The organism is Rhizobium sp. TH2, assembly GCF_024707525.1.
In the GTDB taxonomy this organism is placed as follows: domain Bacteria; phylum Pseudomonadota; class Alphaproteobacteria; order Rhizobiales; family Rhizobiaceae; genus Rhizobium_E.
This window is the reverse complement of the sequence record NZ_CP062231.1, coordinates 4936428-4961961: the sequence shown is the minus strand read 5'-3', so window position 1 is coordinate 4961961 and position 25534 is coordinate 4936428. Positions and strand designations below refer to the sequence as shown.

The 25534-nt window shown below is 60.8% G+C and carries 29 protein-coding genes; 15 read left to right on the top strand and 14 right to left on the bottom strand.

Annotated elements, in window-relative coordinates; translation table 11 throughout:
* Positions 1–99 precede the first annotated feature (99 nt).
* The gene (locus tag IHQ71_RS24250) at positions 100–852 is read right to left on the bottom strand and encodes a thioredoxin family protein (RefSeq protein WP_258158970.1); all 753 of its coding nucleotides are present in this window, start codon (positions 850–852) and stop codon (positions 100–102) included.
* A gap of 309 nt (positions 853–1161) precedes the next feature.
* Here IHQ71_RS24250 and IHQ71_RS24245 point away from each other — a divergent pair, with 309 nt between their 5' ends.
* Both IHQ71_RS24245 and IHQ71_RS24240 read left to right on the top strand, forming a co-directional pair.
* On the top strand, positions 1162–1617 hold the full coding sequence (locus IHQ71_RS24245; RefSeq protein WP_258158969.1) for an Lrp/AsnC family transcriptional regulator: 456 nt from the start codon (positions 1162–1164) through the stop codon (positions 1615–1617).
* Positions 1618–1789: 172 nt separating this feature from the next.
* Positions 1790–2761, top strand: a complete 972-nt coding sequence (locus IHQ71_RS24240; RefSeq protein WP_258158968.1) for a calcium-binding protein — start codon at positions 1790–1792, stop codon at positions 2759–2761.
* Here the strand turns inward: IHQ71_RS24240 and IHQ71_RS24235 are convergent, their stop codons facing one another.
* Positions 2762–3757, bottom strand: a complete 996-nt coding sequence (locus IHQ71_RS24235; RefSeq protein ID WP_258158967.1) for an MDR family oxidoreductase — start codon at positions 3755–3757, stop codon at positions 2762–2764. It abuts the gene before it with no gap.
* A 201-nt stretch (positions 3758–3958) separates the two neighbouring features.
* Here IHQ71_RS24235 and ispG point away from each other — a divergent pair, with 201 nt between their 5' ends.
* Positions 3959–5212 (top strand): flavodoxin-dependent (E)-4-hydroxy-3-methylbut-2-enyl-diphosphate synthase, encoded by a 1254-nt coding sequence (gene ispG, locus IHQ71_RS24230; RefSeq protein WP_258158966.1) that lies wholly within the window; start codon positions 3959–3961, stop codon positions 5210–5212.
* 38 nt (positions 5213–5250) lie between these two features.
* Here the strand turns inward: ispG and IHQ71_RS24225 are convergent, their stop codons facing one another.
* The 3 genes from IHQ71_RS24225 to acnA all read right to left on the bottom strand — a co-directional run bounded on the left by IHQ71_RS24225 (position 5251) and on the right by acnA (position 9203).
* Complete coding sequence (locus IHQ71_RS24225) at positions 5251–5517, bottom strand: hypothetical protein (RefSeq protein ID WP_258158965.1); 267 nt, start codon at positions 5515–5517, stop codon at positions 5251–5253.
* Between the two features lie 40 nt (positions 5518–5557).
* The gene (locus IHQ71_RS24220; protein WP_258158964.1) at positions 5558–6196 is read right to left on the bottom strand and encodes a LysE family translocator; all 639 of its coding nucleotides are present in this window, start codon (positions 6194–6196) and stop codon (positions 5558–5560) included.
* Between the two features lie 316 nt (positions 6197–6512).
* On the bottom strand, positions 6513–9203 hold the full coding sequence (gene acnA, locus IHQ71_RS24215) for an aconitate hydratase AcnA (protein WP_258158963.1): 2691 nt from the start codon (positions 9201–9203) through the stop codon (positions 6513–6515).
* 269 nt (positions 9204–9472) lie between these two features.
* On the opposite strand from acnA, the gene ccmA reads away from it, so the two are divergent.
* The 8 genes from ccmA (at position 9473) to IHQ71_RS24175 (ending at position 13512) form a co-directional block, all read left to right on the top strand.
* The gene (gene ccmA / locus IHQ71_RS24210; protein ID WP_374989913.1) at positions 9473–10117 is read left to right on the top strand and encodes a heme ABC exporter ATP-binding protein CcmA; all 645 of its coding nucleotides are present in this window, start codon (positions 9473–9475) and stop codon (positions 10115–10117) included.
* The gene (locus tag IHQ71_RS24205) at positions 10114–10536 is read left to right on the top strand and encodes a hypothetical protein (RefSeq protein WP_258158962.1); all 423 of its coding nucleotides are present in this window, start codon (positions 10114–10116) and stop codon (positions 10534–10536) included. Before ccmA ends, IHQ71_RS24205 begins: the two co-directional genes overlap by 4 nt.
* A 24-nt stretch (positions 10537–10560) precedes the next feature.
* Entirely contained in the window at positions 10561–11220 is a 660-nt protein-coding gene (gene ccmB / locus IHQ71_RS24200) for a heme exporter protein CcmB (RefSeq protein ID WP_258158961.1), read from the top strand.
* 70 nt (positions 11221–11290) lie between these two features.
* The gene (locus tag IHQ71_RS24195) at positions 11291–12052 is read left to right on the top strand and encodes a heme ABC transporter permease (protein WP_258158960.1); all 762 of its coding nucleotides are present in this window, start codon (positions 11291–11293) and stop codon (positions 12050–12052) included.
* The gene (gene ccmD, locus IHQ71_RS24190) at positions 12049–12228 is read left to right on the top strand and encodes a heme exporter protein CcmD (RefSeq protein WP_374989912.1); all 180 of its coding nucleotides are present in this window, start codon (positions 12049–12051) and stop codon (positions 12226–12228) included. Before IHQ71_RS24195 ends, ccmD begins: the two co-directional genes overlap by 4 nt.
* Positions 12225–12827, top strand: a complete 603-nt coding sequence (locus IHQ71_RS24185; protein ID WP_258158959.1) for a DsbE family thiol:disulfide interchange protein — start codon at positions 12225–12227, stop codon at positions 12825–12827. The genes ccmD and IHQ71_RS24185 overlap by 4 nt, the downstream gene beginning before the upstream one ends.
* 73 nt (positions 12828–12900) lie before the next feature.
* Entirely contained in the window at positions 12901–13185 is a 285-nt protein-coding gene (locus tag IHQ71_RS24180) for a type II toxin-antitoxin system RelE/ParE family toxin (RefSeq protein ID WP_258158958.1), read from the top strand.
* Between the two features lie 15 nt (positions 13186–13200).
* Positions 13201–13512 carry a HigA family addiction module antitoxin gene (locus tag IHQ71_RS24175; RefSeq protein WP_374989911.1) on the top strand — a complete coding sequence of 104 codons (312 nt, stop codon included), beginning with the start codon at positions 13201–13203 and terminating at the stop codon, positions 13510–13512.
* Here IHQ71_RS24175 and IHQ71_RS24170 read toward each other — a convergent pair.
* The 7 genes from IHQ71_RS24170 to IHQ71_RS24140 all read right to left on the bottom strand — a co-directional run bounded on the left by IHQ71_RS24170 (position 13509) and on the right by IHQ71_RS24140 (position 20245).
* Complete coding sequence (locus IHQ71_RS24170) at positions 13509–14045, bottom strand: DUF2585 domain-containing protein (protein WP_374990052.1); 537 nt, start codon at positions 14043–14045, stop codon at positions 13509–13511. The genes IHQ71_RS24175 and IHQ71_RS24170 overlap by 4 nt on opposite strands.
* Positions 14046–14098: 53 nt before the next feature.
* Positions 14099–14761, bottom strand: a complete 663-nt coding sequence (locus tag IHQ71_RS24165; protein WP_258158955.1) for a septation protein A — start codon at positions 14759–14761, stop codon at positions 14099–14101.
* Between the two features lie 60 nt (positions 14762–14821).
* Positions 14822–16336, bottom strand: coding sequence for a signal recognition particle-docking protein FtsY (gene ftsY, locus IHQ71_RS24160; protein WP_258158954.1), 1515 nt, complete (start codon positions 16334–16336; stop codon positions 14822–14824).
* A gap of 136 nt (positions 16337–16472) precedes the next feature.
* Positions 16473–17744, bottom strand: a complete 1272-nt coding sequence (gene mtaB, locus IHQ71_RS24155; RefSeq protein ID WP_258158953.1) for a tRNA (N(6)-L-threonylcarbamoyladenosine(37)-C(2))-methylthiotransferase MtaB — start codon at positions 17742–17744, stop codon at positions 16473–16475.
* Positions 17741–18631: a diaminopimelate epimerase gene (gene dapF, locus IHQ71_RS24150; RefSeq protein ID WP_258158952.1), complete on the bottom strand. Its 891-nt coding sequence runs from the start codon at positions 18629–18631 to the stop codon at positions 17741–17743. Before dapF ends, mtaB begins: the two co-directional genes overlap by 4 nt.
* 126 nt (positions 18632–18757) lie before the next feature.
* Complete coding sequence (locus IHQ71_RS24145; protein WP_258158951.1) at positions 18758–19135, bottom strand: hypothetical protein; 378 nt, start codon at positions 19133–19135, stop codon at positions 18758–18760.
* 99 nt (positions 19136–19234) lie between these two features.
* Complete coding sequence (locus tag IHQ71_RS24140; RefSeq protein ID WP_258158950.1) at positions 19235–20245, bottom strand: MBL fold metallo-hydrolase; 1011 nt, start codon at positions 20243–20245, stop codon at positions 19235–19237.
* Between the two features lie 135 nt (positions 20246–20380).
* Between IHQ71_RS24140 and IHQ71_RS24135 the strand changes: the two genes are divergently transcribed.
* From IHQ71_RS24135 to IHQ71_RS24125, 3 genes are all read left to right on the top strand, one after another.
* A complete protein-coding gene (locus IHQ71_RS24135; protein WP_258158949.1) occupies positions 20381–21151 on the top strand; it encodes a hypothetical protein in 771 nt (256 codons plus the stop codon).
* A 75-nt stretch (positions 21152–21226) separates the two neighbouring features.
* Positions 21227–22000: a sulfotransferase family 2 domain-containing protein gene (locus IHQ71_RS24130; RefSeq protein ID WP_258158948.1), complete on the top strand. Its 774-nt coding sequence runs from the start codon at positions 21227–21229 to the stop codon at positions 21998–22000.
* A gap of 283 nt (positions 22001–22283) precedes the next feature.
* Positions 22284–22985 carry a Crp/Fnr family transcriptional regulator gene (locus tag IHQ71_RS24125; RefSeq protein WP_258158947.1) on the top strand — a complete coding sequence of 234 codons (702 nt, stop codon included), beginning with the start codon at positions 22284–22286 and terminating at the stop codon, positions 22983–22985.
* A 36-nt stretch (positions 22986–23021) separates the two neighbouring features.
* Here IHQ71_RS24125 and IHQ71_RS24120 read toward each other — a convergent pair whose 3' ends face one another.
* On the bottom strand, positions 23022–23420 hold the full coding sequence (locus IHQ71_RS24120; RefSeq protein ID WP_258158946.1) for a type II toxin-antitoxin system VapC family toxin: 399 nt from the start codon (positions 23418–23420) through the stop codon (positions 23022–23024).
* Positions 23420–23659, bottom strand: coding sequence for a type II toxin-antitoxin system VapB family antitoxin (locus tag IHQ71_RS24115; protein ID WP_258158945.1), 240 nt, complete (start codon positions 23657–23659; stop codon positions 23420–23422). The genes IHQ71_RS24120 and IHQ71_RS24115 overlap by 1 nt, the downstream gene beginning before the upstream one ends.
* Positions 23660–23952: 293 nt before the next feature.
* Here IHQ71_RS24115 and ffh point away from each other — a divergent pair, with 293 nt between their 5' ends.
* Complete coding sequence (gene ffh / locus IHQ71_RS24110; RefSeq protein WP_258158944.1) at positions 23953–25524, top strand: signal recognition particle protein; 1572 nt, start codon at positions 23953–23955, stop codon at positions 25522–25524.
* Positions 25525–25534: the final 10 nt, after the last annotated feature.

Sequence of the window (25534 nt, the reverse complement as noted above, 5' to 3'; positions counted from 1 at the left end):
TCGCCTTGGCCGTAAAACTGGGCTACGACCCGCGCCGACCGAACGAATATCCGACTCCGTCTCGGCCAACAGAATGATTCCATTTAACAATGAAGCGATCTAGAGCGAAGCAGCGCCCAATATACGGCCGGGATTGCCGTTGGCATCATGCGATTGCAGGAGAATCGCGCAGCCGTCGAACCCGCGCTTGGCGAGAAGTGCGGCCGGCAGTTTGATGGTCAGGGCCTTGCCGTCCCACATGCCGACCGTCTCGAGCTTGGTCACGGCATTGCGGTAGGTGATCTTCTTGCCTTCGTTCTCGCCGGTCTTGATTTCGACCACCGTGTGCTTCTTGTAATAGGCGATGATCACGTCGGCATTGCCCGCGCCGTCGCCGATACTGATCGTCATTTCGGCGGGTGACAGGCTGGCGGTGACCGGCACGCTCAGGCGCTCGCCGCCGTTGTCGAGGCTTGCAAGCCGTGCCCTTATCTTGCCGGCGTCGGACACTTTCGCGTCGTGCAGGCCGTTGAGAATAATCTGTGGCGTGAATACATTGCGAATCCCAAGCGTCTTGGCATAACCATATTGACGCTCGGTATTCTCCTTGGCGCTGAGCGTATCTTCCCAGCCGAGATAGTTCCAATAGTCTACGTGGTAGGTGATCGTGACGACATCATCGCTTTCCGCAAGCGCCTCGATGGCCCGATCCGCCTTGGGACAGTTGGAACAACCTTGCGATGTAAAGAGTTCTACAATACCGACAGGCGCGGAACGGCTGATCTCCTCGGCGGATACGGTCCCCAAAACAAGGGTCGTCGCTGCCAATGCCGGCAGCACGATCGATATGAAAAGGGTTACGATGCGCAACATTTCCCGCTTTCTCGCCAGACAGATGCACGTGCCCAGCCCTGGTCCTCCCGCTGCATCCGGCTTGCTTATAGAACAAACAGACCTCACACATAAATCAAAATAGATTGATTGTGGCTGACGTCAGGTCACGAAAACTTGTCCTCGTGCCGGAAAACGGAATGCAGGATGGCGGCGTCCAGTGGTTGACAGAGTTCAGGAGTGCCTACAGGTTTTCGGTCGTGTGTACAAACTTGACCAATATCAGTCTTTCGGCCCGGCCGCTTTGCCATTAAGGTCCGCAGAAACGATTTGCTAATTCGGGATGATGTCATGAGCATATTAGACGAAACTGATCGCAGTCTTCTGGCTTTGCTTCAAAAAAACGACAGACTATCGCTCGCCGAAATCGGGCAGGAGTTGAAGCTCGCGCCCTCGACCGTCAACGACCGGATCAAGCGGCTGATACGCAACGAGATCATTTCGGGCTTCCATGCAGCGGTCAATCCGGAGAAGGTCGGGCTCGACCTGCTCGCCTTCGTCTTCGTCGGCTGGAACGAACCGGAGGTGGAGGCGGCGTTTCTCAAGAAGGTCGCCGCCAGCGGCGCGGTGCTTGAATGCCATCACGTAACGGGCGCCTGGAACTACCTGCTCAAGGTCCGACTGAAAAACACGCGCGAGCTTGAGCGGTTCCTGGCACAGGAGCTCAAGGGTATCGAAGGCCTGATGCGCACCGAAACCCTGATCGTGCTCTCCTCCGCCAAGGAAGTCTCCATGCTCGAAGTTTGAGCCCGACAAATTTTTTTCGAAAAAATGCATAGCCCGCCGAATAATCCGAATAGCCCGCCCGTCTTGTCTTTAGCCACCATTCCATCGCACCTGTTCCCCGCGTAACCGCGCCTCTCGGCCGATGCTGCGATAACACCTCCATTGAAACAGTATCCCACCGATGGAGAGGGACATGGCTAGGATCATCAGAGGTACGAATGGAAACGACCGGATCGACCAGAACGGTCGCCCGTCGCTCGAAATTCAGGCATTTGGCGGCAACGACACTGTGGTGCTCGACCGCGACGACGACCTCGGCGGCGACAATTTCGTCGATGCCGGCAGCGGCAAGGACACTGTCTTCAATGCCTTCGAAGGCGGCAACCAAATCACACTCGGCAAAGGTAGCGACACCTATATCGGTACCGGCTTCTCTTCGCTGGGGGGCTTCGACATCGTCGAAGGTCGCGGCGGCAACGACCAGTTCTTCCTCACCACGCTGAAAAGCGCCTATCTTGGCGGCGGCGGCAAGGACATTTTCAACAGCGAAGGCTGGGAGAACGGCTTCGACGGTGGCGCCGGCAGCGACACGATCTCCTACCAGTTCCGCCATGAAAGCACCGTCATTGGCGACACCGGCGTGATCATCGATCTCGCCGCGGGCCTTGTGCAGACCGGTGCATCGCGCACCGAGCAGATCATCTCGATCGAGAACGCCGTCGGCTCCAGAAATGCCGACATCATTGGCGGCACCGACGATGACAATACGCTGATGGGTCTGGCCGGCACCGACACTATCTTCGGCTTTGGCGGAGATGACGTGATCGTCGGCGGCGCCGGTTTTGACGCCATGCTCGGAGATGCCGGAAGCGATGTCTTCGTGTTCCAGGCCGTGACTGACAGCCTCGCCGGCCTCAATGACAAGATCGGCGATTTCACCCGCGCCGACGGCGACCTGATCGACCTCTCCGCCATAGACGCTGTCACTGGCGGCGGCGATCAGGCCTTCACCTTCCAGGGCATCGCCTCGTTCACGGGCCAGGCCGGTCAGTTGCGCTTCGCAAGCGGCGTGCTCAGCGCCGACGTCAACGGCGACCGCCAAGCCGATTTCGCGGTCAACGTCACTGGTCTGACCTCAATGACCGCAACCGACTTCGTGCTCTGATCAACGGTTCGGATCGACCACGACACGCCCCTTCACTCCGCCCTCGATGATCTTCTTCCCGAGGGCGGGCATGTCTTGAAGACCGTGTTCGGAGATCATCCTCTCGAGTTTATCCATCGGGAGATCGCTGACGAGGCGGTTCCATGCCTCAAGACGCGGCTGGTAGGGTTTCATCACAGAGTCGATGCCGAGCAGGTTGACCCCGCGCAGCAGGAACGGAATGACGGTGAAGGACGGGACAGCCGCCCCGCCCGCAAGCCCGATCGAGGCGACCGCGCCATTATACTTCATCTGCTTCAGGACGCGCCCCAGCATCTCGCCACCCACGGCATCCACCGCTGCCGCCCAACGCTCGGATTCGAGCGGCTTGCTGCTGGCTTCCGCCAATTCAGTCCGGGCGACAATTGTTTCAGCGCCGAGCTCTTTAAGATAGTCCGCAGCCTCGGCCCGTCCGGTGACGGCCGCGACTCGGTATCCGAGCTTCGCCAGGATGGCGACGGCGACCGAGCCGACGCCACCGGCCGCACCCGTCACCAGAACCTCGCCCTTATCTGGTGTCAGCCCCGCCTTTTCCAGCGCGATGACCGCCAGCATGGATGTAAGACCTGCGGTGCCAATGGCCATGGCGTTGCGCGTCGAGATCGCCTCCGGCAGCTTCACCAGCCAATCGGCATTGACCCTCGCGCGGGAGGCATAGCCGCCCCAACGCAACTCGCCGACGCGCCAGCCGGTCAGCACCACGCGGTCGCCGGGCCGGTAGAGCGGATCGGAGGACTCTTCCACCACGCCGGAAAAATCCACGCCCGGCACATGTGGATAGGTGCGGACCAGCCCGCCCTGGCCGTGCATGCAGAGCCCGTCCTTGTAGTTCAGCGTTGAATATTCGACCCGAACCGTGACATTGCCCTCAGGCAGCCGGTCGTCATCGAGCTCCTGCACGGATTGTGTGATCGTGCCGTCGTCGGCCTTCTCCACCAACAGCGCCCTGAACGTCATGTCAGCCTCCCGTCATCTCTGTTGGGCAGGAGCATAGGCATCGGCGGCGCGCGCCGCAACCGGACGGTCACGACCGAACTGCGCGAAAATAGCGCGGACCTGCGCCGTCTTCGGTAAACTGATCGTCATCAATTTGCCGCAGGATTGACTTTCACCTCTGCCCTTGCCACTTGAAGCCTGTCAGACACTAGAGATTTTCCGATGTCCGCCTTTGCCGAATTCGCCCCCAAGCCGCGCCGTGCCTCCATCGCCGTCGATGTCGGCGGCGTGATCGTCGGCGGCGGCGCGCCCGTTGTCGTGCAATCGATGACCAATACCGACACCGCCGATATCGACGGCACGGTCAAGCAGGTTGCCGAACTCTTCAAGGCGGGTTCGGAGATCGTGCGCATCACCGTCGATCGCGACGAGAGCGCGGCGGCCGTGCCGAAGATCCGCGAACGCCTGCTCCGCCTCGGCATGGATGTGCCACTGATCGGCGATTTTCACTATATCGGCCATAAACTGCTCGCCGACCATCCGGCCTGCGCCGAGGCGCTCGCGAAATACCGCATCAATCCCGGCAATGTCGGCTTCAGGGACAAGAAGGACAAGCAGTTCGCCGATATCGTCGAAATGGCGATCCGCTACGACAAGCCGGTCCGCATCGGCGTCAACTGGGGTTCGCTCGACCAGGAACTTCTGACCAGCCTGATGGACAAGAACGCCGCTGAGGGTTCGCCGATGTCGGCCCGCGACGTGACGCGCGAGGCGATCGTCCAGTCGGCGCTGCTGTCGGCCGAGCTCGCCGAGGACATCGGCCTGCCGCGCAACCGCATTATCCTGTCGGCCAAGGTCTCCAACGTGCAAGACCTGATCGCCTGCTATTCAGCCCTCTCCCAGCGCTCCAACCACGCGCTCCACCTCGGCCTCACCGAGGCGGGCATGGGCTCGAAGGGCATCGTCGCCTCGTCAGCCGCCATGGGCTACGTGCTGCAACAGGGCATCGGCGACACGATCCGCGTTTCGCTGACGCCCGAGCCGAACGGCGACCGCACAAAGGAAGTCATCGTGGCGCAGGAACTCCTGCAGGTCATGGGTTTCCGCCAGTTCCTCCCCGTCGTCGCCGCCTGTCCCGGCTGCGGCCGCACCACCTCGACCGTCTTCCAGGAGCTCGCCCAGAACATCGAGCGCGACCTGCGCAAGAACATGCCGATCTGGCGCGAAAAATATCCCGGCGTCGAGGCTCTCAACGTCGCCGTCATGGGCTGCATCGTCAACGGCCCGGGCGAGTCCAAGCACGCCGATATCGGCATCTCGCTCCCCGGCACGGGCGAAACCCCGGCCGCGCCTGTTTTCATCGACGGCAAGAAGGCGCTGACGCTGCGCGGCCCGAAAATCGCCGAGGATTTCGAGGCACTGGTGGTGGATTACATCGAGAAGCGGTTTGGGCAGAAGACGGAAGCGGCGGAGTAGTTTTAGGAAGCCTTACAGAAGGGTAACCTCGATACGAGTTAACCCACCAGCCTCACAAAATGATCTCGTATCCGTGTGAGAATCGAATCCGGACACACCGGGTCCTTGACGAAGAACCAGAATTCCCCCAGCTGATCGTTGATGCTGAACTCGTGTCCTTCGAACCGGAAGTCGATCCACGATTCGGGGATCGTGTCGAGGAAATCGACCAGCTCGGCACGCGGCAACATCTTCAAATGCTCGACCGCAGCATCAGGATAGACCGACTGCGGTAGCTCAAGAAACAGCCGGCTTCCGTCGGCCATTCTCCGGTTTATGATCGGGGAAGCCTCGGCCAACGAACGCTCAAATCCTCGCCGTCAGCAGCTTCACCCCCGCCGCCGCAAAAAACACCCCCACGAAGGCATCGATATACCGCCGCGCATGGGTATAGCCCCGCCGCACCGGGCCGGTCGAAAACAGGATCGCGAGCCCGATGAAAGTCGTCGAGCCGATCACTAGGCACCCCGCTATGAAGACCGCGAAGATCGAGGCCGGCGCACCGGGCGGCAGGCCGAGCGACAGCAGCGCGAGCCAGGAGAGAATGGCCTTCGGGTTGGTCAGGTGCAGCATCAACCCCTTGAAATAGAGTTGCCGGCGCGTCAGCTCCTTGTTGGCGAGAGCCGCGAGATGCACTTCGTCAGCCGTCATCGCCGAGCGGAACGATTTCCAGGCGAGCCACAGCAGATATAGTCCGCCGATGATCTTGAGTATCGTCAGCAGGCCGGCATAGGCGGTCAGGATCGCCGCCAGCCCGGCCGATGTCAGGCACGCCCAGATGAACGAACCGGTATAGACGCCAAGCGCCAGTGACACACCCGCCGCGCGGCCCGAGGTCATCGACGTCGCCGCCAGCGCCAGCGTCGCCGGGCCAGGGCTGACCACCGCGATGAAATAGGCCGTCCAGGCGACGGCGAGATAGGGCAGGTATTCATGGATCGGCATGGCGGCCTCGCGAGAATGCATCGCTGGAAGATAGCCGAAGCTTTCATAAGGAAAAGCGATATTTGTTGAACCGCGCATCAAGCCCGGTGATGATTGAGCAGCAGTCGCTAGCCGAGGCCCACTCACCCGCGACGTCATGCTCGGCCTTGTGCCGAGCATCTGGTGAGCGTGCTATTCGCGGCAAGGTAACCGTCCATCTCTTACTCACCAAATCCTAGGGACAAGCCCTAGGATGACGGCGGAGAGGGTTGCGCGGCCCATGAAAAAGCCGCCGGAATCGCTCCCGGCGGCCTGGTTTTGTTTGGACCTGAGCCGCTTACGCAGCCAGATCCCGCAGCACCTGCTGCAAAATCCCGCCATTGTGGAAGTAGTCGATCTCATCCAGCGTATCGATGCGGCAGATGATCGGGATGTCCCTCACCGTGCCATCGCCATAGGTGACGTGCGCGACCGTCTTCTGGCGCGGCTTGATCGTGGCCAGGCCCTCGATCGTCACCACTTCGTCGCCCTTGAGATTGAGCGACTGCCAGCTCGAACCATCCTCGAAGACGAAGGGCACGACGCCCATGCCGACGAGGTTGGAGCGGTGGATGCGCTCGAAGGATTGGGCGATCACGGCGCGGACGCCGAGCAGGTTGGTGCCCTTGGCCGCCCAGTCGCGCGACGAGCCGTTGCCGTATTCGACGCCGGCGAAGATCACCAGCGGCACGCCTTCTTCCTTGTACATCATCGCCGCGTCGTAGATCGACATCTCCTCCTTCGAGGGATAGTGGATCGTGAAGCCGCCTTCCTTGCCGTTCGGGCCGAGCATATGGTTGCGGATGCGGATATTGGCGAAGGTGCCGCGCATCATCACTTCATGATTGCCACGGCGCGTGCCGTACTGGTTGAAGTCGGCCACCGAGACGCCGTGATTGATCAGGTAGCTGCCGGCCGGTGAGGCCGCCTTGATCGAACCGGCCGGAGAAATGTGGTCGGTGGTGATCTTGTCGCCGAAGAGGCCCAGCACGCGCGCGCCCTTGATGTCCGTGACGCCGATCGCCGCCTGCTTCATGCCGACGAAATACGGCGGGTTCTGCACATAGGTCGAATTATCGTCCCAGGCGTAGGTCTTGCCTTCGGGGATCTTGACTTCCTGCCAGTTGATATCGCCCTTGAACACATCGGCATATTTCGACGCGTAGAGTTCGCGCGTCACATATTTCATGATAAATTCCTGGATCTCCTTGGAGGAGGGCCAGATATCCTTGAGGAACACAGGGTTGCCCTGCTGGTCGTTGCCGATCGGCTCCTCGGTCAGGTCGATCTGCACCGAACCGGCGAGAGCATAAGCGACCACCAGCGGCGGCGAGGCGAGGTAATTCGCCTGCACGTCGGGCGAGACGCGGCCCTCAAAGTTGCGGTTGCCCGAGAGCACGCCGGCGGCGATCAGGCCCTTGTCGTTGATCGTCTTGGAGATCGGCGCCGGCAGCGGTCCGGAATTGCCGATGCAGGTCGTACAGCCGAAGCCGACCAGGTTAAAGCCGAGCTTGTCGAGATCATCTTGCAGGCCCGACCGGCCGAGATATTCGGCGACGACCTGGCTTCCCGGTGCCAGCGAAGTCTTGACCCAGGGCTTGGATTTCAGGCCCTTGGCGACCGCATTGCGGGCGAGCAGGCCAGCCGCGATCAGCACCGAGGGGTTGGACGTATTTGTGCAGGAGGTGATGGCGGCAATCGCCACATCGCCATGGCCCAGGTCGTAATCGGTGCCTTCGACCGGATAGCGCACTTTCAGCTGGCCGGGCTTCTTGTAGTCGGTTTCGAGGGCGGCTTCGAAGCCCGAGGCAATGCCTTCGAGCGGGATGCGGCCTTCGGGGCGCTTGGGGCCGGCCATCGAGGGCACGACGCTGCCGAGATCGAGTTCCAGCGTATCGGTGAAGACGATGTCGGCGCCTTCCGAATCGCGCCACATGCCCTGCAGCTTGGAATAGTCCTCGACGAGCTTGATCCGGTCGGTCTCGCGGCCGGACATCGTGAGGTAGTTGATGGTCTCGCCATCGACCGGGAAGAAGCCGCATGTGGCGCCATATTCCGGACCCATATTGCCGATCGTCGCACGGTCGGCGAGCGACATCGAATCAAGCCCGGGGCCGAAGAATTCGACGAATTTAGAAACCACGCCCTTCTTGCGCAGCATCTGCACGACGGTGAGCACGACGTCGGTGGCGGTGACGCCTTCCTTGGCCGCACCCGTCAGCTTGAAGCCGATGACTTCGGGCAGCAGCATGGAAACCGGTTGGCCGAGCATGGCCGCTTCAGCTTCGATGCCGCCGACGCCCCAACCGAGCACGCCGAGGCCGTTGATCATGGTCGTGTGCGAATCGGTGCCGACGCAAGTGTCGGGATAGGCGGTCGTCTCGCCGTCCTCGTCCCGCGTCCAGACAGTCTGGCCGAGATATTCGAGATTGACCTGATGACAGATGCCGGTGCCGGGGGGCACGACGCGGAAATTCTCGAATGCCTGCTGGCCCCATTTCAGGAAGCGGTAGCGCTCGCCATTGCGCTCGTATTCAAGCTCGACATTGCGGGCGAGCGCGGTCGGCGTGCCGAACTCATCGACGATGACGGAATGGTCGATGACGAGATCGACGGGCACCAGCGGGTTGATCTTTTCCGGGTCGCCGCCGAGCGAGACCATGGCATCGCGCATCGCGGCGAGGTCGACGACGGCGGGTACGCCGGTGAAATCCTGCATCAGCACGCGGGCGGGGCGATAGGCGATTTCATATTCGGTCAGGCCGCGATTGGTCAGCCATGCGGCGACCGCCTCGATGTCTTCCTTGGTGACCGAACGGCCATCCTCGTTGCGGAGCAGGTTTTCGAGCAGCACCTTCATCGAGAAGGGGAGTTTTGAAATGCCGGCGAGGCCGTTCGCCTCAGCCTTGGGAAGGCTGTAATAAACAAATTCCTTGCCGTTCACGGTGAGCGTGCTGCGGCAATTAAAACTGTCGTGGGATTTTGACATGAAATGAACCCGTTTCGTCTGATCAGCTTTGAACTGACGTGCGAACGCCCGGCGCCATCAGGCGCTTGTTGGGATGCGGGTGCAGCCATTTCCGCTGTCCGCACGTAGAATTGCCCCCGCAATTCCAAGTTCGGCGCTAGGATGATAATCACACCGGCTGCTGGCGTGGTTGCTGTTGATATAGATAATTTCTCAACAAGGTGCCATACAAACTTGGGACCAAACGATAATTTTTTTGCGTTGCGGCGTGAGCCGGGTCGGAGGCGGATTTGACTGTATTGACGGTGAGCGATCTCGCGGCACGACGCGGCGAAGACCTCATCTTTTCCGGCATCTCGTTTTCGCTTCAAGCGGGTGAGGCGCTTATCGTGACCGGGCGGAATGGTTCGGGCAAATCGACACTGATCCGGGTGATCGCCGGTCTCCTTTCGCACGAAAGGGGAGAGGTTTCGATTTCCGTGGCAGGCGTCCAAGTGCCGCGCGCCGCCGAGGCCTGCCATTATCTCGGCCATCGCAATGCGATGAAGCGCGAGATGACGGTCGAGGAGAACCTCGTGTTCTGGAAGCGCTTCATGGGCGACTTCTCCGGCGGCGCTGGAGTGGAACCCGAGCAGGCCGCCGTGCAACTGGGCCTCGCCGAACTCCTGCATCTCCCCTTCGGCTACCTCTCCGCCGGCCAGCAGCGCCGCATGGCTATGGCGAAGCTGCTGTGCGCCTGGCGGCCAGTCTGGCTGCTCGATGAACCGACAGCGGCGGTCGATGTGCAGTCGGAGGAATTGTTCGCGGGGCTGATGTGGGGGCATTTGGCGAGGGGCGGGATCATCATTGCCGCGACGCATCAGGAATTGGGGCTGGAGAACGCGCAGAGGCTGGAGATGAAGGGGTTTGAGTATCACGGAGAGCTTGCGTCGTGAAATTTGACATTCGCAGCTACGAGGGGGTTGGGCCTATTCGGCTCGGCATGACGCCAAGCGAAGTTCGAGCCGCACTGGGCATGGAGTTTGAGAACTTCAGGCGAAGCGGGACGGAAACCTATCCGTGTGACTACTACACAGGCCTCCAATGTTTCGTCTACTACGACGATATACATGGGCTGGTGGAAGCAGTCGAGTTTGCGGAACCTGCACAGCCAACGCTGAACGGATTGAACCTGCTGGGCTTGCCTTTTGCCGACATGATTACGCGAATACGTGAGCTTGACGCAGATGTCGCGGTCGAGAATGACGGCTTCACTTCACTTCCGCTGGGGATTGGCGGATATGCGCCCAATCAAGATGAACCTGAACTGCCCTCAGAGAGCATCATAGTTTTCGTGCGTGGCTATTATGATTGAAGCAACTCGCCGGGGCACCCAATCATGACCGCCCTCTTCCTCCGCGACATCAAGCTCGGCATCCGCGCTGGCGGCGGCATGCTGACGGGCATCCTGTTCTTCATGATCATCGTCACCGTGATCCCCTTCGGCGTCGGCCCCGATCTCAACCTGCTCTCCCGCATCGGCCCCGCCATCCTGTGGATCGGCGCGCTGCTCGCTTCGCTCCTCGGCCTCGACCGCCTGTTCCAAGCCGAGCGTGACGATGGTTCGCTCGACCTCTTGATGATGCAGGAAACGCCGCTGACGCTCATCGTCTTCGTTAAATGCCTGGCGCATTGGGTCGCGGGCGTGCTGCCGCTGGTCATCGCGGCACCGCTGCTCAGCCTGTTCATGAACATGAACGAGATCTCGATCGGTGCGCTGGTGCTGACCCTGCTCGCCGGTTCACCTGCGATCACCTTCATCGGTGCCGCAGGTGCAGCGGTCGCCGTGTCGCTGCCGCGCGGCGGGCTGATCGTCTCGATCCTCGTCCTGCCGTTGACAATCCCGGTGCTGATCTTCGGCGTCTCGGCTGTCTATGCCGCTGTGGAAGACCCGGCCCCATTCCTGCCGCCATTCCTCGCTCTTCTGGCGCTCAGCCTGTTCTTCGCCGTGATCGGACCTTTTGCCGCAAGCCTGGCGCTGCGCGCATCGTCGGAATGACCGAATTGTGAGCGGCGCGCCTGACCCAGATCAATTGCGAGCCGCTGGTAAACAGGCTATGGAAGCGCCGATGACAGAAACCACTGCAACCCAATCCAAGCTCACCTCGCTCGCCAACCCGACGCGATTTATCGCGATTGCGAGCGCCATCCTGCCGTGGCTGGCGGGCGTGACGGCGATCCTGTTCGCCATCGGCATCTATCTCAGCTTCGCCACCGAGGGCGACTACCAGCAGGGCGAAACGGTCCGCATCATGTATATCCATGTGCCCTCGGCCTGGCTGTCGATGATGTGCTACACTGTCATGGCGATCGCCGCGCTCGGCACGCTGGTCTGGCGCCATCCGCTTGCGGATGTCGCGGCGAAATCGGCAGCCCCGTTGGGCGCCGCCTTTACCTTCCTCGCGCTGGTCACCGGCTCGCTGTGGGGCAAGCCGATGTGGGGCACATGGTGGGTGTGGGATGCGCGGCTGACCTCGGTCTTCGTGTTGTTCCTGATGTATCTCGGCCTGATCGCCTTCAACCGCGCCATGGACGATCCCGGCCGCGCCGCCCGCGTCAGCGCCATCATGATCCTCGTCGGCTTCGTCAATATTCCGATCATCAAATTCTCGGTGGAATGGTGGAACACGCTCCACCAGCCGGCTAGCGTCATGCGGCTGGATGGCCCGAGCATCGATCCGGAATTTCTCAAGCCTTTGCTGGTCATGGCGATCGCGTTTACGTTGCTGTTCTTCACGCTGCACCTGATGGCGATCCGCAGCGAGATCTGGCGGCGCCGGATTTCGGTCATGCGGCGGCATGCGGCGCGTGCGGCGCAGGCAGGCCAATGATGCCGATCGACCACAGTTTCTACGTCTACTCCGCCTGGAGTATCGCGATTGTCGTTCTCATCGCGATCACCGGTTACACGTGGCTCGAAAGCCTGCGGCTGAGACGAGAACTCAAGCGGCTTGAGGCGCAAGGCATCCGCCGCCGTTCGGTCGAACAGTCCGGAGAGCGCACGTGACGGATGCCACGCCGACGCCGCCCAGGAAATCCCGCCGCCTGATCATCGCCTTCCTGCCGCTGGCGATTTTTGGCGCTCTGGTCGCCGTGTTTCTCTTCCAGCTGATGTCGGGCAAGAACAATTCCGTTATTCCCTCCGCCCTCATCGGCAAACCCGCGCCAGTTCTGGCGCTCGCACCGCTCGAAGGCGCCATCCGCGCCGGCCAGTCCGTGCCGGCGCTCGATACGGCAGCCGTCAAGGGCAAGCTGACGCTCGTCAATGTCTGGGCCTCCTGGTGCATACCCTGCCGGCAGGAGCACCCGATCATCCTCGGTCTCTCGCAAGACCCGCGCATCAATGTCGTCGGTATCAATTACAAGGACAGGAACGACAACGCGCTCGCCTTCCTCGGCGAACTCGGCAACCCTTTTCGCGCCATCGGCGTCGATCCCAAGGGGACGGCGGCAATCGACTGGGGCGTCTACGGCATCCCGGAATCCTTCCTGGTCAGCCCGGAAGGCGTTATCCTCTACAAGCATGTCGGGCCATTCACGGATGACAGCGTGAAGAACCAGCTGCTGCCGAAGATCGAGGAAGCGCTGGACGCGGCGAAGAGTTAGTATCAGTCGTCGATACGTTGCCGTTGACTTCTTTATAGTATCTCTTTATGATACCATCAATCAGGAAAGAACGATGATCCGGTCCTATAGGAGTTCGGTTACCGAAGCAGTCGCAAGAGGCCGAGCATCAAAAGGATTTCCTGCTGATATTATGAAATCGGCGCAACGAAAGCTGACCATGCTTAACTTGGCAGCTCGTATCGAGGATTTGTTGTCTCCTCCCGGCAATCGGCTTGAAGCCTTGAAAGGCAACAGAAAGGGACAGCATTCAATCCGCATCAACGATCAGTGGCGCATATGCTTCATCTGGTCGGATGGTGGCGCGGATCAAGTTGAGATCGTGGACTATCATGATTGATCGGAAGGAATGACCATGAAACTTGGCGACATGTTGCCCCCTATTCATCCCGGCGAAATCTTGCGCGAGGAGTATCTCATCCCGCTCGAAATGACTCCCTACGCACTGGCCAAGAAGCTCCACGTTCCACGTACTCGAGTCGAACGGATTGTCGCAGAGAAAATCGGCGTTAGCGCCGATACCGCGCTTCGCCTTGGTAAGTTCTTCAAGACGACACCGGAGTTCTGGCTCAACATGCAACACAGCTACGATCTGAAAATCGCGACGGCCGCTATCAAAGATCAATTGGCGAGCATCCCCGAAATAGAGCAACTCGAAGCCGCCTAACCCGCGCCCTGCCACGCCTTGATCGCATCCAACGGCCAGACCAGCATGATGACGTTCAGCGTGAGATTGTCGCGGATGATGTAGCCGGTGTAGAGTTCCGCCGCGATGGCCAGAAGAACTGTCACCCACACCGGCAGGCGCCAGGCGAGGAGGAAGCCGAGCGCCATGAAGACCGTATCCATCGCCGAATTGAGGATCGAATCGCCGTAGTAGTCGAGCGCGATCGTGGCCGTGCGGTAGCGGTCGATGATGATGGGTGAATTTTCCAGGATCTCCCACGCAGCCTCGATCAGTGCTGCGAATCCAAGCCTGAGCGCGACCGGCCGGTTGCGAAACAGCAGCCAGCCCAGGCCGTAGAAGAGGAAGCCGTGGATGATATGGCTTGGCGTATACCAGTCACTGATATGCTGGGAATTGCCCGGCGTGTTGACGCCGCCTTCCCAGAGCTTCACATAGCCGCATTCGCAGATCCAGAGGCGGCTCATATAGCGTTCGAGCGCGATCTGGACCGCCAGGACGATCAGAAACACCACAAAAGCCGCCCAGAGGCCGCGATTGTCCTCCGGCTGGGGAACGGCAGTCGCCGTCACTCCTCGACCTCGACGGAATGTTTCATGATCAGCGGCATCTGGCTGAGCGTGAACAGGAAGGTTACCGGCATCACCACCCATATCTTGGAACTGATCCACATGGAATTGGCCAGCTTGTCGTCGGGCATGTAGTACCAGTTGAAGCCGCGCCACAGAACTTCGTTCAGCACTGCGAGAAACAGGAAGAACAGGCCCCAACGCAGCGTCAGCTTGTTCCAGCCCTCATCATCGAGCTGGAAGGCCGAATTGAATACGTAGCCGAGCAGCGAGCGACCAAAAAAGAGACCGCCGAGCAGGATCACGCCGAAAAGCGTGTTGATGATGGTCGGCTTCATCTTCACGAAAAGATCGTTCTGCAGCCAGATCGAGAGCGCGCCGAAACCGAGCACGACCACCCCGGAGATCAGCGGCATCAGCGGCAGCTTGCCGACCACGAGCTTGGAGACTACAAGAGACAGCACGGTCGCCGCCATGAACAAGCCAGTGGCGATGAAGATGTCGGAGCCGAGCGCTTTCAACGCGGGAAACCATATCGCGAGCTTTTCGCCATAGAGATTGGCGAAGAAGAAGACCGCGAGCGGACCAAGCTCGAGCACAAGCTTCAGCCCGACATTCTCCTTGTGCGCGGGCACAGTTGTCTCTTCGGTGTTCTCGGCCATCTTGTCTTCCATGGTTTTCCAAGGTTTCCGATTAGTCCCAACGGGGACGAATGGGAAGGATTATTTGTTCTGGATTCCGGCGATCGCCTCGGCGAAATCCTTGGCATTGAACGGCTCGAGATCGTCCACGCCTTCGCCGACGCCGATGAAACAGACAGGCAGCTTGTGCTTGGCGGAGATCGCGACGAGGATGCCGCCGCGCGCCGTGCCGTCGAGCTTGGTCATGATCAACCCCGAGACGCCCGCGACATTGCGGAAAATCTCGACCTGGTTGAGTGCATTCTGGCCGGTCGTCGCATCGAGCGTCTGAAGCACGGTATGCGGCGCATCCGGATCGAGCCGGCCCAGCACGCGGACGATCTTTTCGAGCTCCGCCATCAGCTCGGTCTTGTTCTGCAGCCGCCCGGCGGTGTCTATGATCAGCACGTCGTGGCCGGATTGCTTGGCCTTCTCATAGGCCTCGTAAGCAAGCCCCGCGGCATCGGCGCCCAGCTTGGTGGAGACAATGTCGGCACCGGTGCGCTCGGCCCAGATGTGCAACTGCTCGATCGCCGCGGCGCGGAATGTATCGCCCGCCGCCAGCATCACCTTCAACCCGCCGCGCGAGAGTTTTGCCGCCAGCTTGCCGATCGTCGTCGTCTTGCCGGTGCCGTTGACGCCGACGACGAGGATGACATGCGGCTTGTGATTGAGATCGAGTTCCAGCGGCCTGGCGACCGGCGCCAGCACCTTGGTGATCTCCGCCGCCATGATTTTCGAGACGTCCTCGCCGCTCACGTCCTTGCCATAGCGCTCGGAGGCCAGCGCATCTGTGATGCGGAGCGCGGTCTCGACGCCGAGATCGGCCTGGATCAGCAGATCCTCGAGCTCCTGCAGCGTGTCGTCATCCAGCTTGCGCTTGGTGAACAGCGATGTGATCTGTGATGTCAGCTGCGCCGAGGTGCGCGACAGGCCCTGGCGCAGGCGCTCGATCCAGGTCAGGCGGCGCTCGGGCTCGACGGGCAGGGATTCAGCACGCTCGGAGGCGGAAGCGAAACCCTGTGGCAGGACCGGCGGAGTGCGAGGCTCTTCGATCGGTGCGGTTTCGGGCTCTGGTGTTGGTTCTGGTTTCGGCGCAACGTCTTCGGCAGGCTCCTGGATTTCCGGCTCGGCGATTTCCAGAACCGGTTCTGCGGCGAAAGCCGCTTCGATCGGCGTCTCGGGTTCGGCGGCAATCTCCGGCTCGGCTTCGGCAAGTTCTTCCGTTACAGCCTCCGCTGCCGGGGCCTCTTCCTCGATCGCTTCCTGAAACTCGGCGACCGACTCGGCCTGGGCCTCGAGTTCCGCTTCGATCTCGTCGCTTTCCTCCTCGACGGGAAGAGGCGCGATTTCCGGCTCTTCCGGCCGCAGGACGTGGCTTGTCTCGGAGGCGATGCGGGTCAGCTCATCCGAGATCTCGGGCACCGTGGTGGAATGAACTGGCACATCCTCAGGTGCAACGACGGGCTCGATCGACTGAGCCTGCTCCACGGCTTCAGGCGCGGGTTTTTCATCCCTGCCGAAGGAGAAGATTTTCTTGATGAAGCCTAACGCCATGCGATGTTCTTTCCGGGCAGCATTTTTGCGAAGAGCGTGCGGCCGCACCCCCCTCTGTCATTTCGTGACATCTCCCCCCTTGAGGGGGAGATGCCCGGCAGGGCAGAGGGGGGTGAACTCGAACGCCACGCCATCCTCATGCCGCCTCCCGAACCGCCTCGGCAATCAGGTGCTTGCCGTTATGCCCGCTAATCCTGACATCCACCAGCGATCTTGGCGGCAGGCCCAGGCCGTCGACGACAGTGAAATTCTCGGTATGCGCCATGCCGGTATTCTCCACCAGCATGCGCTGCACCGTACCCACCATGCCGGCGAGATGTGCAAGATGCAATCGGCCGCCAGTTTCACGCAGCCGTGCCGCGCGTGCCTTCACCAATCCACGATCCAGCTGCGGCATTCGCGCGGCGGGCGTGCCCTGTCGTGGCGAGAAGGGAAACACGTGCAGCCTGGCAATGCCACATTCCTCGGCCAGAAGCAGCGAATTCGCGAACATCTCGTCGGTCTCGGTCGGGAAACCGGCAATGATGTCGGCACCGAAACTCATCTCGGGACGCAGCGATCTGGCGCGCTCCACGAACTCGATTGCGTCCTCACGGCTGTGCCGCCGCTTCATCCGCTTGAGGATCATGTTGTCGCCATGCTGGAGCGAGAGATGCAGATGCGGCATGAAACGCGGCTCATCGGAGATCAGATCCCAGAGATGATCATCTGCCTCGACGCTGTCGATGGAGGACAACCTTAGCCGGCTAATCTCCGGCACATGCTTGAGGATTGACTTGGCCAGCACGCCGAGCGACGGCATGCCCGGCAGGTCCGCGCCATAGCTCGTGGCATCGACGCCGGTCAACACGATCTCGGAATAGCCGTTTTCGGCCAGCATCCGCGCCTGATCCACCACCGCGCCCATCGGCACCGAGCGCGAATTGCCGCGTCCATAGGGGATGATGCAGAAGGTACAGCGATGGTCGCAGCCGTTCTGCACCTGGATGAAGGCGCGCACATGCCCGTCGATCAGCTTCACCATCTGCGGCGCGGTCTCGGTCACGCTCATGATGTCGTTGACGCGGAGCTTTTCGCTGGCGGCAATGCCGAAATCCGGCAGTGCACGATAGCTCGCCGCCTTCAGCTTCTCCTCGTTGCCGAGCACGGCATCGACCTCGGGCATTTCCGCGAAGGCAGCGCCCTCGGTCTGCGCGGCGCAGCCGGTGACGATGATGCGGCTTTCCGGGTTTTCCCGGCGTGCGCGTCGGATCGCCTGCCGCGCCTGGCGCACGGCTTCAGCAGTCACTGCGCAGGTGTTGAAGACCAGCGCATTGTTGAGCCCGGCCTTGCCCGCTTCCGCCTTGATGATTTCGGATTCGTAGGTGTTGAGTCGGCAGCCGAAGGTGATGACGTCGACGCCACTCACTGCGCAGCCGCCTCTTGGCGTTCTCGGACATAGCCGCCGGTCGCCGGATCGAGCTGGCCGGACCATTCCCATTCGGCCGGGCCGGTCATGACGACATGGTCGTCTTCGCGCCAGTCGATGAACAGCGGGCCGCCGCTCGGCATGTTGATCTTGACCTGGCGGCCGGTGCGACGTGTGCGGGCGGCGGAAACCGCGGCGGCACAGGCGGCCGAACCACAGGCGAGCGTCAGCCCGGCGCCGCGCTCCCAGGTCCTGAGGTCGAGCTCGCTGTCCGAGCGGATGCGGGCAATCGAGATATTGGCGCGCTCGGGAAAGATCGGATGGTTTTCAAGCAGCGGGCCGATGCGATCGAGATCGTAGTCCCAGACATCCTTCTCGACCCAGAAGATCGCATGCGGATTGCCCATCGAGGCAGCCGATGGCGAATGGAGGATCGGATTGTCGATCGGCCCTATCTGCAATTCGATGCGACGCGTATCGGCGAACTCCTCGGCGAGCGGGATCTTGTCCCAGGCGAATTCCGGATTGCCCATGTCCACCGAGATCGAGCCGTCGTCATGCTCCTCGGCATTGAGAATGCCGGCAATGGTCTGGAAGGTAAAGGCCTTGCGCCCGGTCTCGGCGGCCAGCGCCTGCACTACGCAGCGCGTGCCGTTGCCACAGGCTTGGGCAAAGCTGCCATCGGAATTGATGATATCGATCCAGGCATCGGTGCCTTGCGCCTTGGGATCGTAGACGGCCATGATCTGGTCGAAATGGGTCTCGGAATTGCCCGCGAGTGCAATTGCGGCAGCCGGCGTGACCTTGTCCTTACGAGCGCGCATGTCGACGACCAGGATCTTGTTGCCAAGCCCGTTCATCTTCGCGAATTGCGCATCCATCGTCATGGTCAGGTCATTCCTAGAGATTTCCGGCTGTATATGGGCCAAATGCGGTGAAATTGCCAGTGGGATTGTCCCAGCGGGATGAAAGGACAAGGCGCCAATCTTTGAAGGGAACCGAAGTTCCAACGATTAATGCATGTGCTGGCGCCTCTGCCAAATGACTTGAGAAATCGAATTATAATCCATCTCCTCCAGCCTCTTCACTACCATTTGGGTGTCGGTCGCCGAAGAGAGAAGTGCTTTCACCAGCTTGAGACGCGTTTCCCGGCAAAGCGGGATCGCCTTCCTCGCAAGTTCCAGATTTTCTCCCTCATCGGCGGCGAAGCGTTCACCGATTTCCTTGATGCATCTAGCGTGCGCATGCGCCTCAGGATACTCTGAAATCGGTTTCTCCGCGTGCGCCTCAATCGGAGCAACCAGCAGTGAGAACAGCGAATAGAGAATGGTCGCTCTAAGACCCGATTTCGCTAACTTTGAAACGGCTTTGATGATCGGGAGGCTGGGCATCGAATCTGGGCTCAACTTGAGTTCGTCCGAAGGCTCGCATGGACGTCTGGGCTTTGCAACTGTTCCGTTTCCTCCTCGGGTTGCATGAAGTCGGCTGGCTCAAGCGGGCACATCCACCGCTTCCCCCGACCTCAACGCCCGAAATCGCTGCACCCCAATCCCCGCATTCCCCAGCGCCTCGGCCAGTGCGGCGACCGGCTCCTCCACCGCCTCGTTGGTCAGCTGAAACGTCCCCCAGTGATGCCCCACCGCCTGCGCGATGTTCGCCAGCCGCACCCCCTCCACCGCCTCTTCCGGGTTCTGATGTTGCCCCTTCATGAACCAGCGGGGCTCATAGGCACCGATCGGCAGGATACCCAGCCGGAAGCCGCCATGCTTCTCCGCCGCCGCGCGATAGTTGATGCCGTCGTGAAAGCCCGTGTCGCCGATGTGATAGATCTTACTGTCAGGCGTCTCGATGACGAAGGCGGCCCACAGCGCCATGCGGCGGTCGCGAGAACCCCGCGCCGACCAATGATGGCAGGGCTCGGTATGCACGGTCACGCCATTGCGGAATTCCGTCCGATCGCCCCAATCGGTCACCGTGATATCCGCATCCTGCACCGCGCGGCGGATGATCGTATCGTTGCCCAGCGGCGTGATGATGGGCGCCTTGAACCTTGTTTGCAGCATCCTGAGCGAGGCGAGGTCGAGATGGTCGTAATGATTGTGCGTGACGAGGATCAGGTCGATCGAAGGCAGGTCGGCCAAGGCGATGCCCGGCGGGTTGTGCCGCTTCGGCCCCAGGAACGAGAACGGGCTGGTGCGCTCGGAGAAGACCGGATCGGTCAGGATATTCAGCCCGGCGGTCTGGATCAGCAGGCTCGCATGCCCGATCATGGTGACCCGCAGCCCCGCACCTTCGATCCGCTCCACCGGCCTGTTTCCGGCGAAGGCGCTCGGAAAGCTCTTCGGCCAGAGCGCCGGCTTCTCGCCGCCCCATTTCCATCTGATGAGATCGCGCAGCGTGCCGGGTGGAATTCCGCCGGGATTGAAGAATCGGGTGCCGTTGAAATGGTCCGATTTCGGTCCCTGGTAATAGGGATTGGTCGGCTGGCGAGATTTCGGCATGTGGTTTTCCGGTTGCTGTCTCATGGACATAGCGCGGTGGGCCACCTTTGCAAGACCCGGCGAATTGCGCGCGGGCGCCAGCAATGCTAGGGCCAGCAAGAATAATTGGCGCCGGACCACCCAAGCGGAACTCAGATGATAGAGTACAAGAACTTCATTTACCTCGACGTCTACAAGACCGGCAGCACGCATATCAATTTCCTGCTCAAGAAGATCTCGACCGAAAAGCCGGTGCGGGTGAAGCGCCATGCGCCGCTCACCAAGGGCCGGCCGTTTACGTGGAAGGGTGGCAAGCTGGTGTTTGCCACGGTCCGCAATCCGTGGGACTGGTATGTCTCGATGTGGGCCTATGGGCACACTGTGGAAAACCCGCTCTACGAGCACATCAAGCAGGGCTTCGGCCAGGAAAAACTCAACGAACTCTATGAGATGGACAATCCGAAGGTCGCGTTTCCCAAGTGGCTGAAATGCATGCACGACCCGGCGTTTCTCGCCCAGGCGCTGAAGGGCCATCGCCTGCCGACTTCGGGCCTGATGGGCTTCATGGGCTTCTACACCTACCGCTTCATGCGGGTGACGATGCCCTATCCGGAAGTGTTCCTGCGCAAGCCCTTCATCAATTCGCTGGATGGCGCCGTGGCGGCGCAAAAACGCTGGGCGATGTATGACGTGTTGATGAAGTCGGAAACGCTCGACCAGGAATTTGCCGACTTCGCGGCCAAGAACGGCCAGCAGCTCGGCTTTACCGATCGCGCCGTCGATGTCATCAACAAGCAGGCCGACAAGCACAAGAACGTCTCCAAGCGCACGCTCGAGACTTATCGCGATTATTACACCGATGAACTGCGCGATCTCGTTGCCACGCGCGATCGCTTTTTCATCGATCTGTTCGGCTACACGTTCTGAGCCAACTCACCCAAATTGACCATCCGCCGTTTCCGGCATAAAGAGCCGCCCGACGCGTTACGGAACCATCCGCCCATGATCGAATACGAGAAGTTCATCTATCTGGACGTCTACAAGACGGGCAGCACCTATATCGCCGCGCTCCTGAGAAAGCTCATGGCGGACAAGCCGATCCGCGTCACCCGGCATGCGCCGGTCACCAAGGGCCGTCCATTCTTCTGGAAGCAGGGCAAGTATGCCTTCGCTACCGTCCGCAATCCGTGGGACTGGTATGTCTCGATGTGGGCCTATTCGATCAAGCAACCCAACGTGCTGTTCTTCCGCGATGTCCGCAAGGTGCTCGGCCCCGAGAAAGCCAAGAAACTGTTCGACAACGAGAACCCCAAGGAAAGCTTCGCCACCTGGTTGCGGGCGCTTTCCGATCCGAAATTCCTCAACGAGGTGATGATCGGCCATCCCTATTCCAAGACGTCGCTCAACAAGTTCCTCGGCTTCTATTCCTACCGCTTCATGCGGGTCACCACGCCGCATCCGATCCTCGCCATGGGTTGGTGGAACATTCGCAACATGAACCAGGCGATCAAGCACCAGAAGCGCTGGGCGCTCTATGACAAGGTGTTCAAGTCGGAGACGCTGACCGAGGACTTCTCCAACTTCGTGCTGGCGAACCACGAGCGGTTCGGCATGAAGCCGAATGCGGAAAAAATCCTCAGGAAGAATGCGCCGACGCCGAAGAACACGTCGAACCGCACGCTCTCGACCTATCGCGACTATTATACCGACGAGCTCCGCGAACTCGTAGCGTCACGCGACCGGCTGGTGATCGAACTGTTCGACTACGAGTTCTGAAATTCCCGCCGCCTGAATCACAAGACCCCCGGGATGGGGGTTCCCGAGGGTCTTGTGTCTGGTCTGGAACGTCATGCCGGCTGGAGGTCCGGTTGTTTTGCTCCAGTTGAGCGCTGTGTTTCTGTTCGTGGCTTTATTCTTTGCATCATTTCGCCCCTCGCGCTGTTACATTTGCTACACGTCAGGAATCGCTGATCGGCAAACCTGACGCGGTATCGGCTTGTTGCCAGCAACCGGAATGCCGTAGTGTAAGTCACGAGCGGGACAATTCGGTGGGGGAACCATGTCGGAAATCAACAAGAGCCTGGCATTCTGGCGGTCGTTCCCGATCTTCGAGGATCTCCCCAAGGAACTGATCGCCGAGGCCGCCGAACTGGCGCAGTTTCGCCGCTGGCGCGCGGGCGCCGTCATCTTCCAGCGCGGCGACGAAGGCAATTACATGATCCTGCTCACCAAGGGCCGGATCAAGGTGTCGCTATTCACCATGCAGGGCAAGGAACTGTCGCTGCGCCATTTCGAGCCCGGCTCGCTTGTCGGCGAGATGTCGGTGCTCGATGGAGAGCCGCGTTCGGCCGATGCCGTGTCGCTGATCGCAAGCGAGGGATATGTGCTGGGCAAGCAGGAATTCCGGGCCTTCATGATGCGCAATCCGGAAGCCGCCGACGCCGTCGTGAGTTTCCTGTGCCAGCGGTTGCGCGAGACGAACCAGCAGCTCGAGACGATCGCGCTCTATAATCTCGACGCCCGCGTTGCGCGCTTCCTTCTCGCGGCGCTGCGCCAGGTCCATGGCGACGACCTGCCGGAAGAAGCGCGGTTGGAACTCGTGCTGAGCCAGGTCGAGTTCGGCGCCATCCTCGGCGCCTCGCGGCCGCGGATCAACAGGGCGATCCTGGAACTCGAGGAAGCCGGCGCCATCAAGCGCCACGGCAACATCATCGATTGCAGGATCCCGCGTCTGCTCAAGTTCGCCGATCCCGTCGATTGAGCCGGGGGCAGCAGATTTTCCGGCGTGGTCTGGCGATCAGGCGATATCGAGGTCCGTGTGGACAAAGTCGCGACCCTTGAAGAGAATCGGTGCGTTGTGCTCCCGCGCGCAGGCATAGGACAGGCAGTCGCCGAAATTGAGTTGCGCAGGATGACCACGCCCCTTGCCGTATCGGGTAAAGGCCCGCACCGCCTCCACGCCAGTGGAATCCTCTATAGCGATCACTCGGATGGACGACGTGCGAACGAAATCGTTGAAGATTGCATCCGCATCTTCAGGATTTATCCCGACAATCCTCGTGAGATTCATGACGCATTCGAGGCGAACGTGAGAGCCGGTGAATCTATCCGTGCCGGCCTTTATCGCGGAGATATATCGCGCCGCGTCATCTTCGGTGGCAAGGATGGCGATGATTGCCGAAGTGTCGATAAACATCAGTTATCCCAGAGGTCGTCTCTGGAATCGACATAATTCCTGTCGGGCGGATGCTTGGCCATGCTCCGGACTCGATCCTGCAGAGTCTTGATCTTTTCTTGAAAGGTCGGCTCTTCGCTCGCCCTCGATATCTCATTCTCGAGCGCCTGCCTGATCGCTGCCGTGATCGTCGGCGCTCCGGTCTTCTGCATCAGGTCCTGGGCCAGGGTTCGAACCCGCTCGTCTCGAATGCTCAACATTGGAGTATCTCCTTCGCATAAATGTATATACAAACATGCCTGATCTGTCCATACAAAGCAGATGATCAAGCCGGGCCGCTTGACTTTCCTGGCCCGTTGCGGTTAAAGCCCGCCCATCTGCCCGTCGATATATGTGACAGCAGCCGACCGGGACGTCGCAAGACCATGATCCCGGAGGTCAACACCCGACAGCGCGTTGCGCCCTCGGGTGCTTTTCGGCTTTGTCTCTTGTTTCGAATTGGCCCGATACCGATGTTCCGGAAAAGTGATTTCCGGACAGAAGGATTGATGGAATGTTTGAGAGCCTTCAGGAACGCCTAGGCGCGATATTGAACGGACTGACCGGGCGCGGTGCGCTGTCGGAGGCGGATGTCTCGGCGGCACTGCGCGAGATTCGCCGTGCGCTGCTCGAAGCCGACGTGGCGCTCGAAGTCGTCCGCTCCTTCACCGATCGGGTGCGCGAAAAGGCCGTCGGCGCGGAAATCGTGAAATCGATCAAGCCCGGCCAGATGGTCGTCAAGATCGTCCATGACGAACTCATCGAGATGCTCGGTTCGGAGAGTTCGACCGTCGATCTCAATGCGCCGGCTCCCGTCGTCATCATGATGGTCGGCCTGCAGGGCTCGGGCAAGACCACCACATCGGGCAAGATCGCGCTTCGCCTCACCAGCCGCGACCGCAAGAAGGTCCTGATGGCCTCGCTCGACACGCGCCGTCCGGCCGCGCAGGAGCAGCTTCGCCAGTTGGGCGTCCAGACGGGCGTCGATACGCTCCCGATCATACAAGGCCAGTCGCCCGTCGATATCGCGGCCCGCGCCGTGCAGGCGGCCAAGCTCGGCGGCCATGATGTCGTCATCCTCGACACCGCCGGCCGCACCCATATCGACGAGCCGCTGATGATGGAGATGGCGGAGATCAAGCGGAAGTCCAATCCGCATGAAATCCTGCTTGTCGCCGATGCGCTGACCGGCCAGGACGCTGTCAACCTCGCCCGCAATTTCGACGAGCGCGTCGGCATTACCGGCCTCGTGCTGACCCGCATGGATGGCGATGGCCGTGGCGGCGCGGCGCTCTCGATGCGCGCGGTGACCGGCAAGCCGGTCAAGCTGATCGGCGCCGGCGAGAAGATGACGGAACTCGAGGAGTTCCATCCCCGCCGCATCGCCGACCGTATTCTCGGCATGGGCGACATCGTCAGCCTCGTCGAGAAGGCCGCCGAAACCATCGACGCCGAAAAAGCGGCGGCCATGGCCCAGAAGATGGCCAAGGGCAAGTTCGACCTCGGCGACCTCGCCGAACAGCTCAAGCAGATGCAGAACATGGGCGGCATGGGCGGCATCATGGGCATGATGCCCGGCATGTCGGGCATGAAGGACAAGCTGGCCGGCGCCGGTTTCGACGACAAGGCGATCAAGCGCCAGATCGCCATCATCTCCTCGATGACCAAGGCCGAGCGCGCCAATCCCGATATCCTCAAGCATTCGCGCAAGAAGCGCATCGCCGCCGGCTCCGGCACCGATGCCGCCGAAATCAACAAGGTGCTCAAGATGCACCGTGGCATGGCCGACATGATGAAGGCCATGGGCGGCGGCAAGGGCGGCGGCATGATGAAGCAGATGATGGGCGGCCTCGCCAACAAGATGGGTCTCGGCGGTCTTGGCGGCGGCATGGGTGGAATGGGCGGCATGCCCGATCTCTCCAAGATGGACCCCAAGCAGCTCGAAGCGCTCGCCAAACAGGCTGAAGCCAGCGGCTTCAGGCCAGGCGGCGGAATGCCCGGTCTCGGTGGCGGCCTGCCGGGTCTTGGCGGCCCGAAGCTTCCGGGCCTCGGTGGCGGCTTCCCCGGCCTTCCCAGGAAGAAGTGAGGACGAAGGA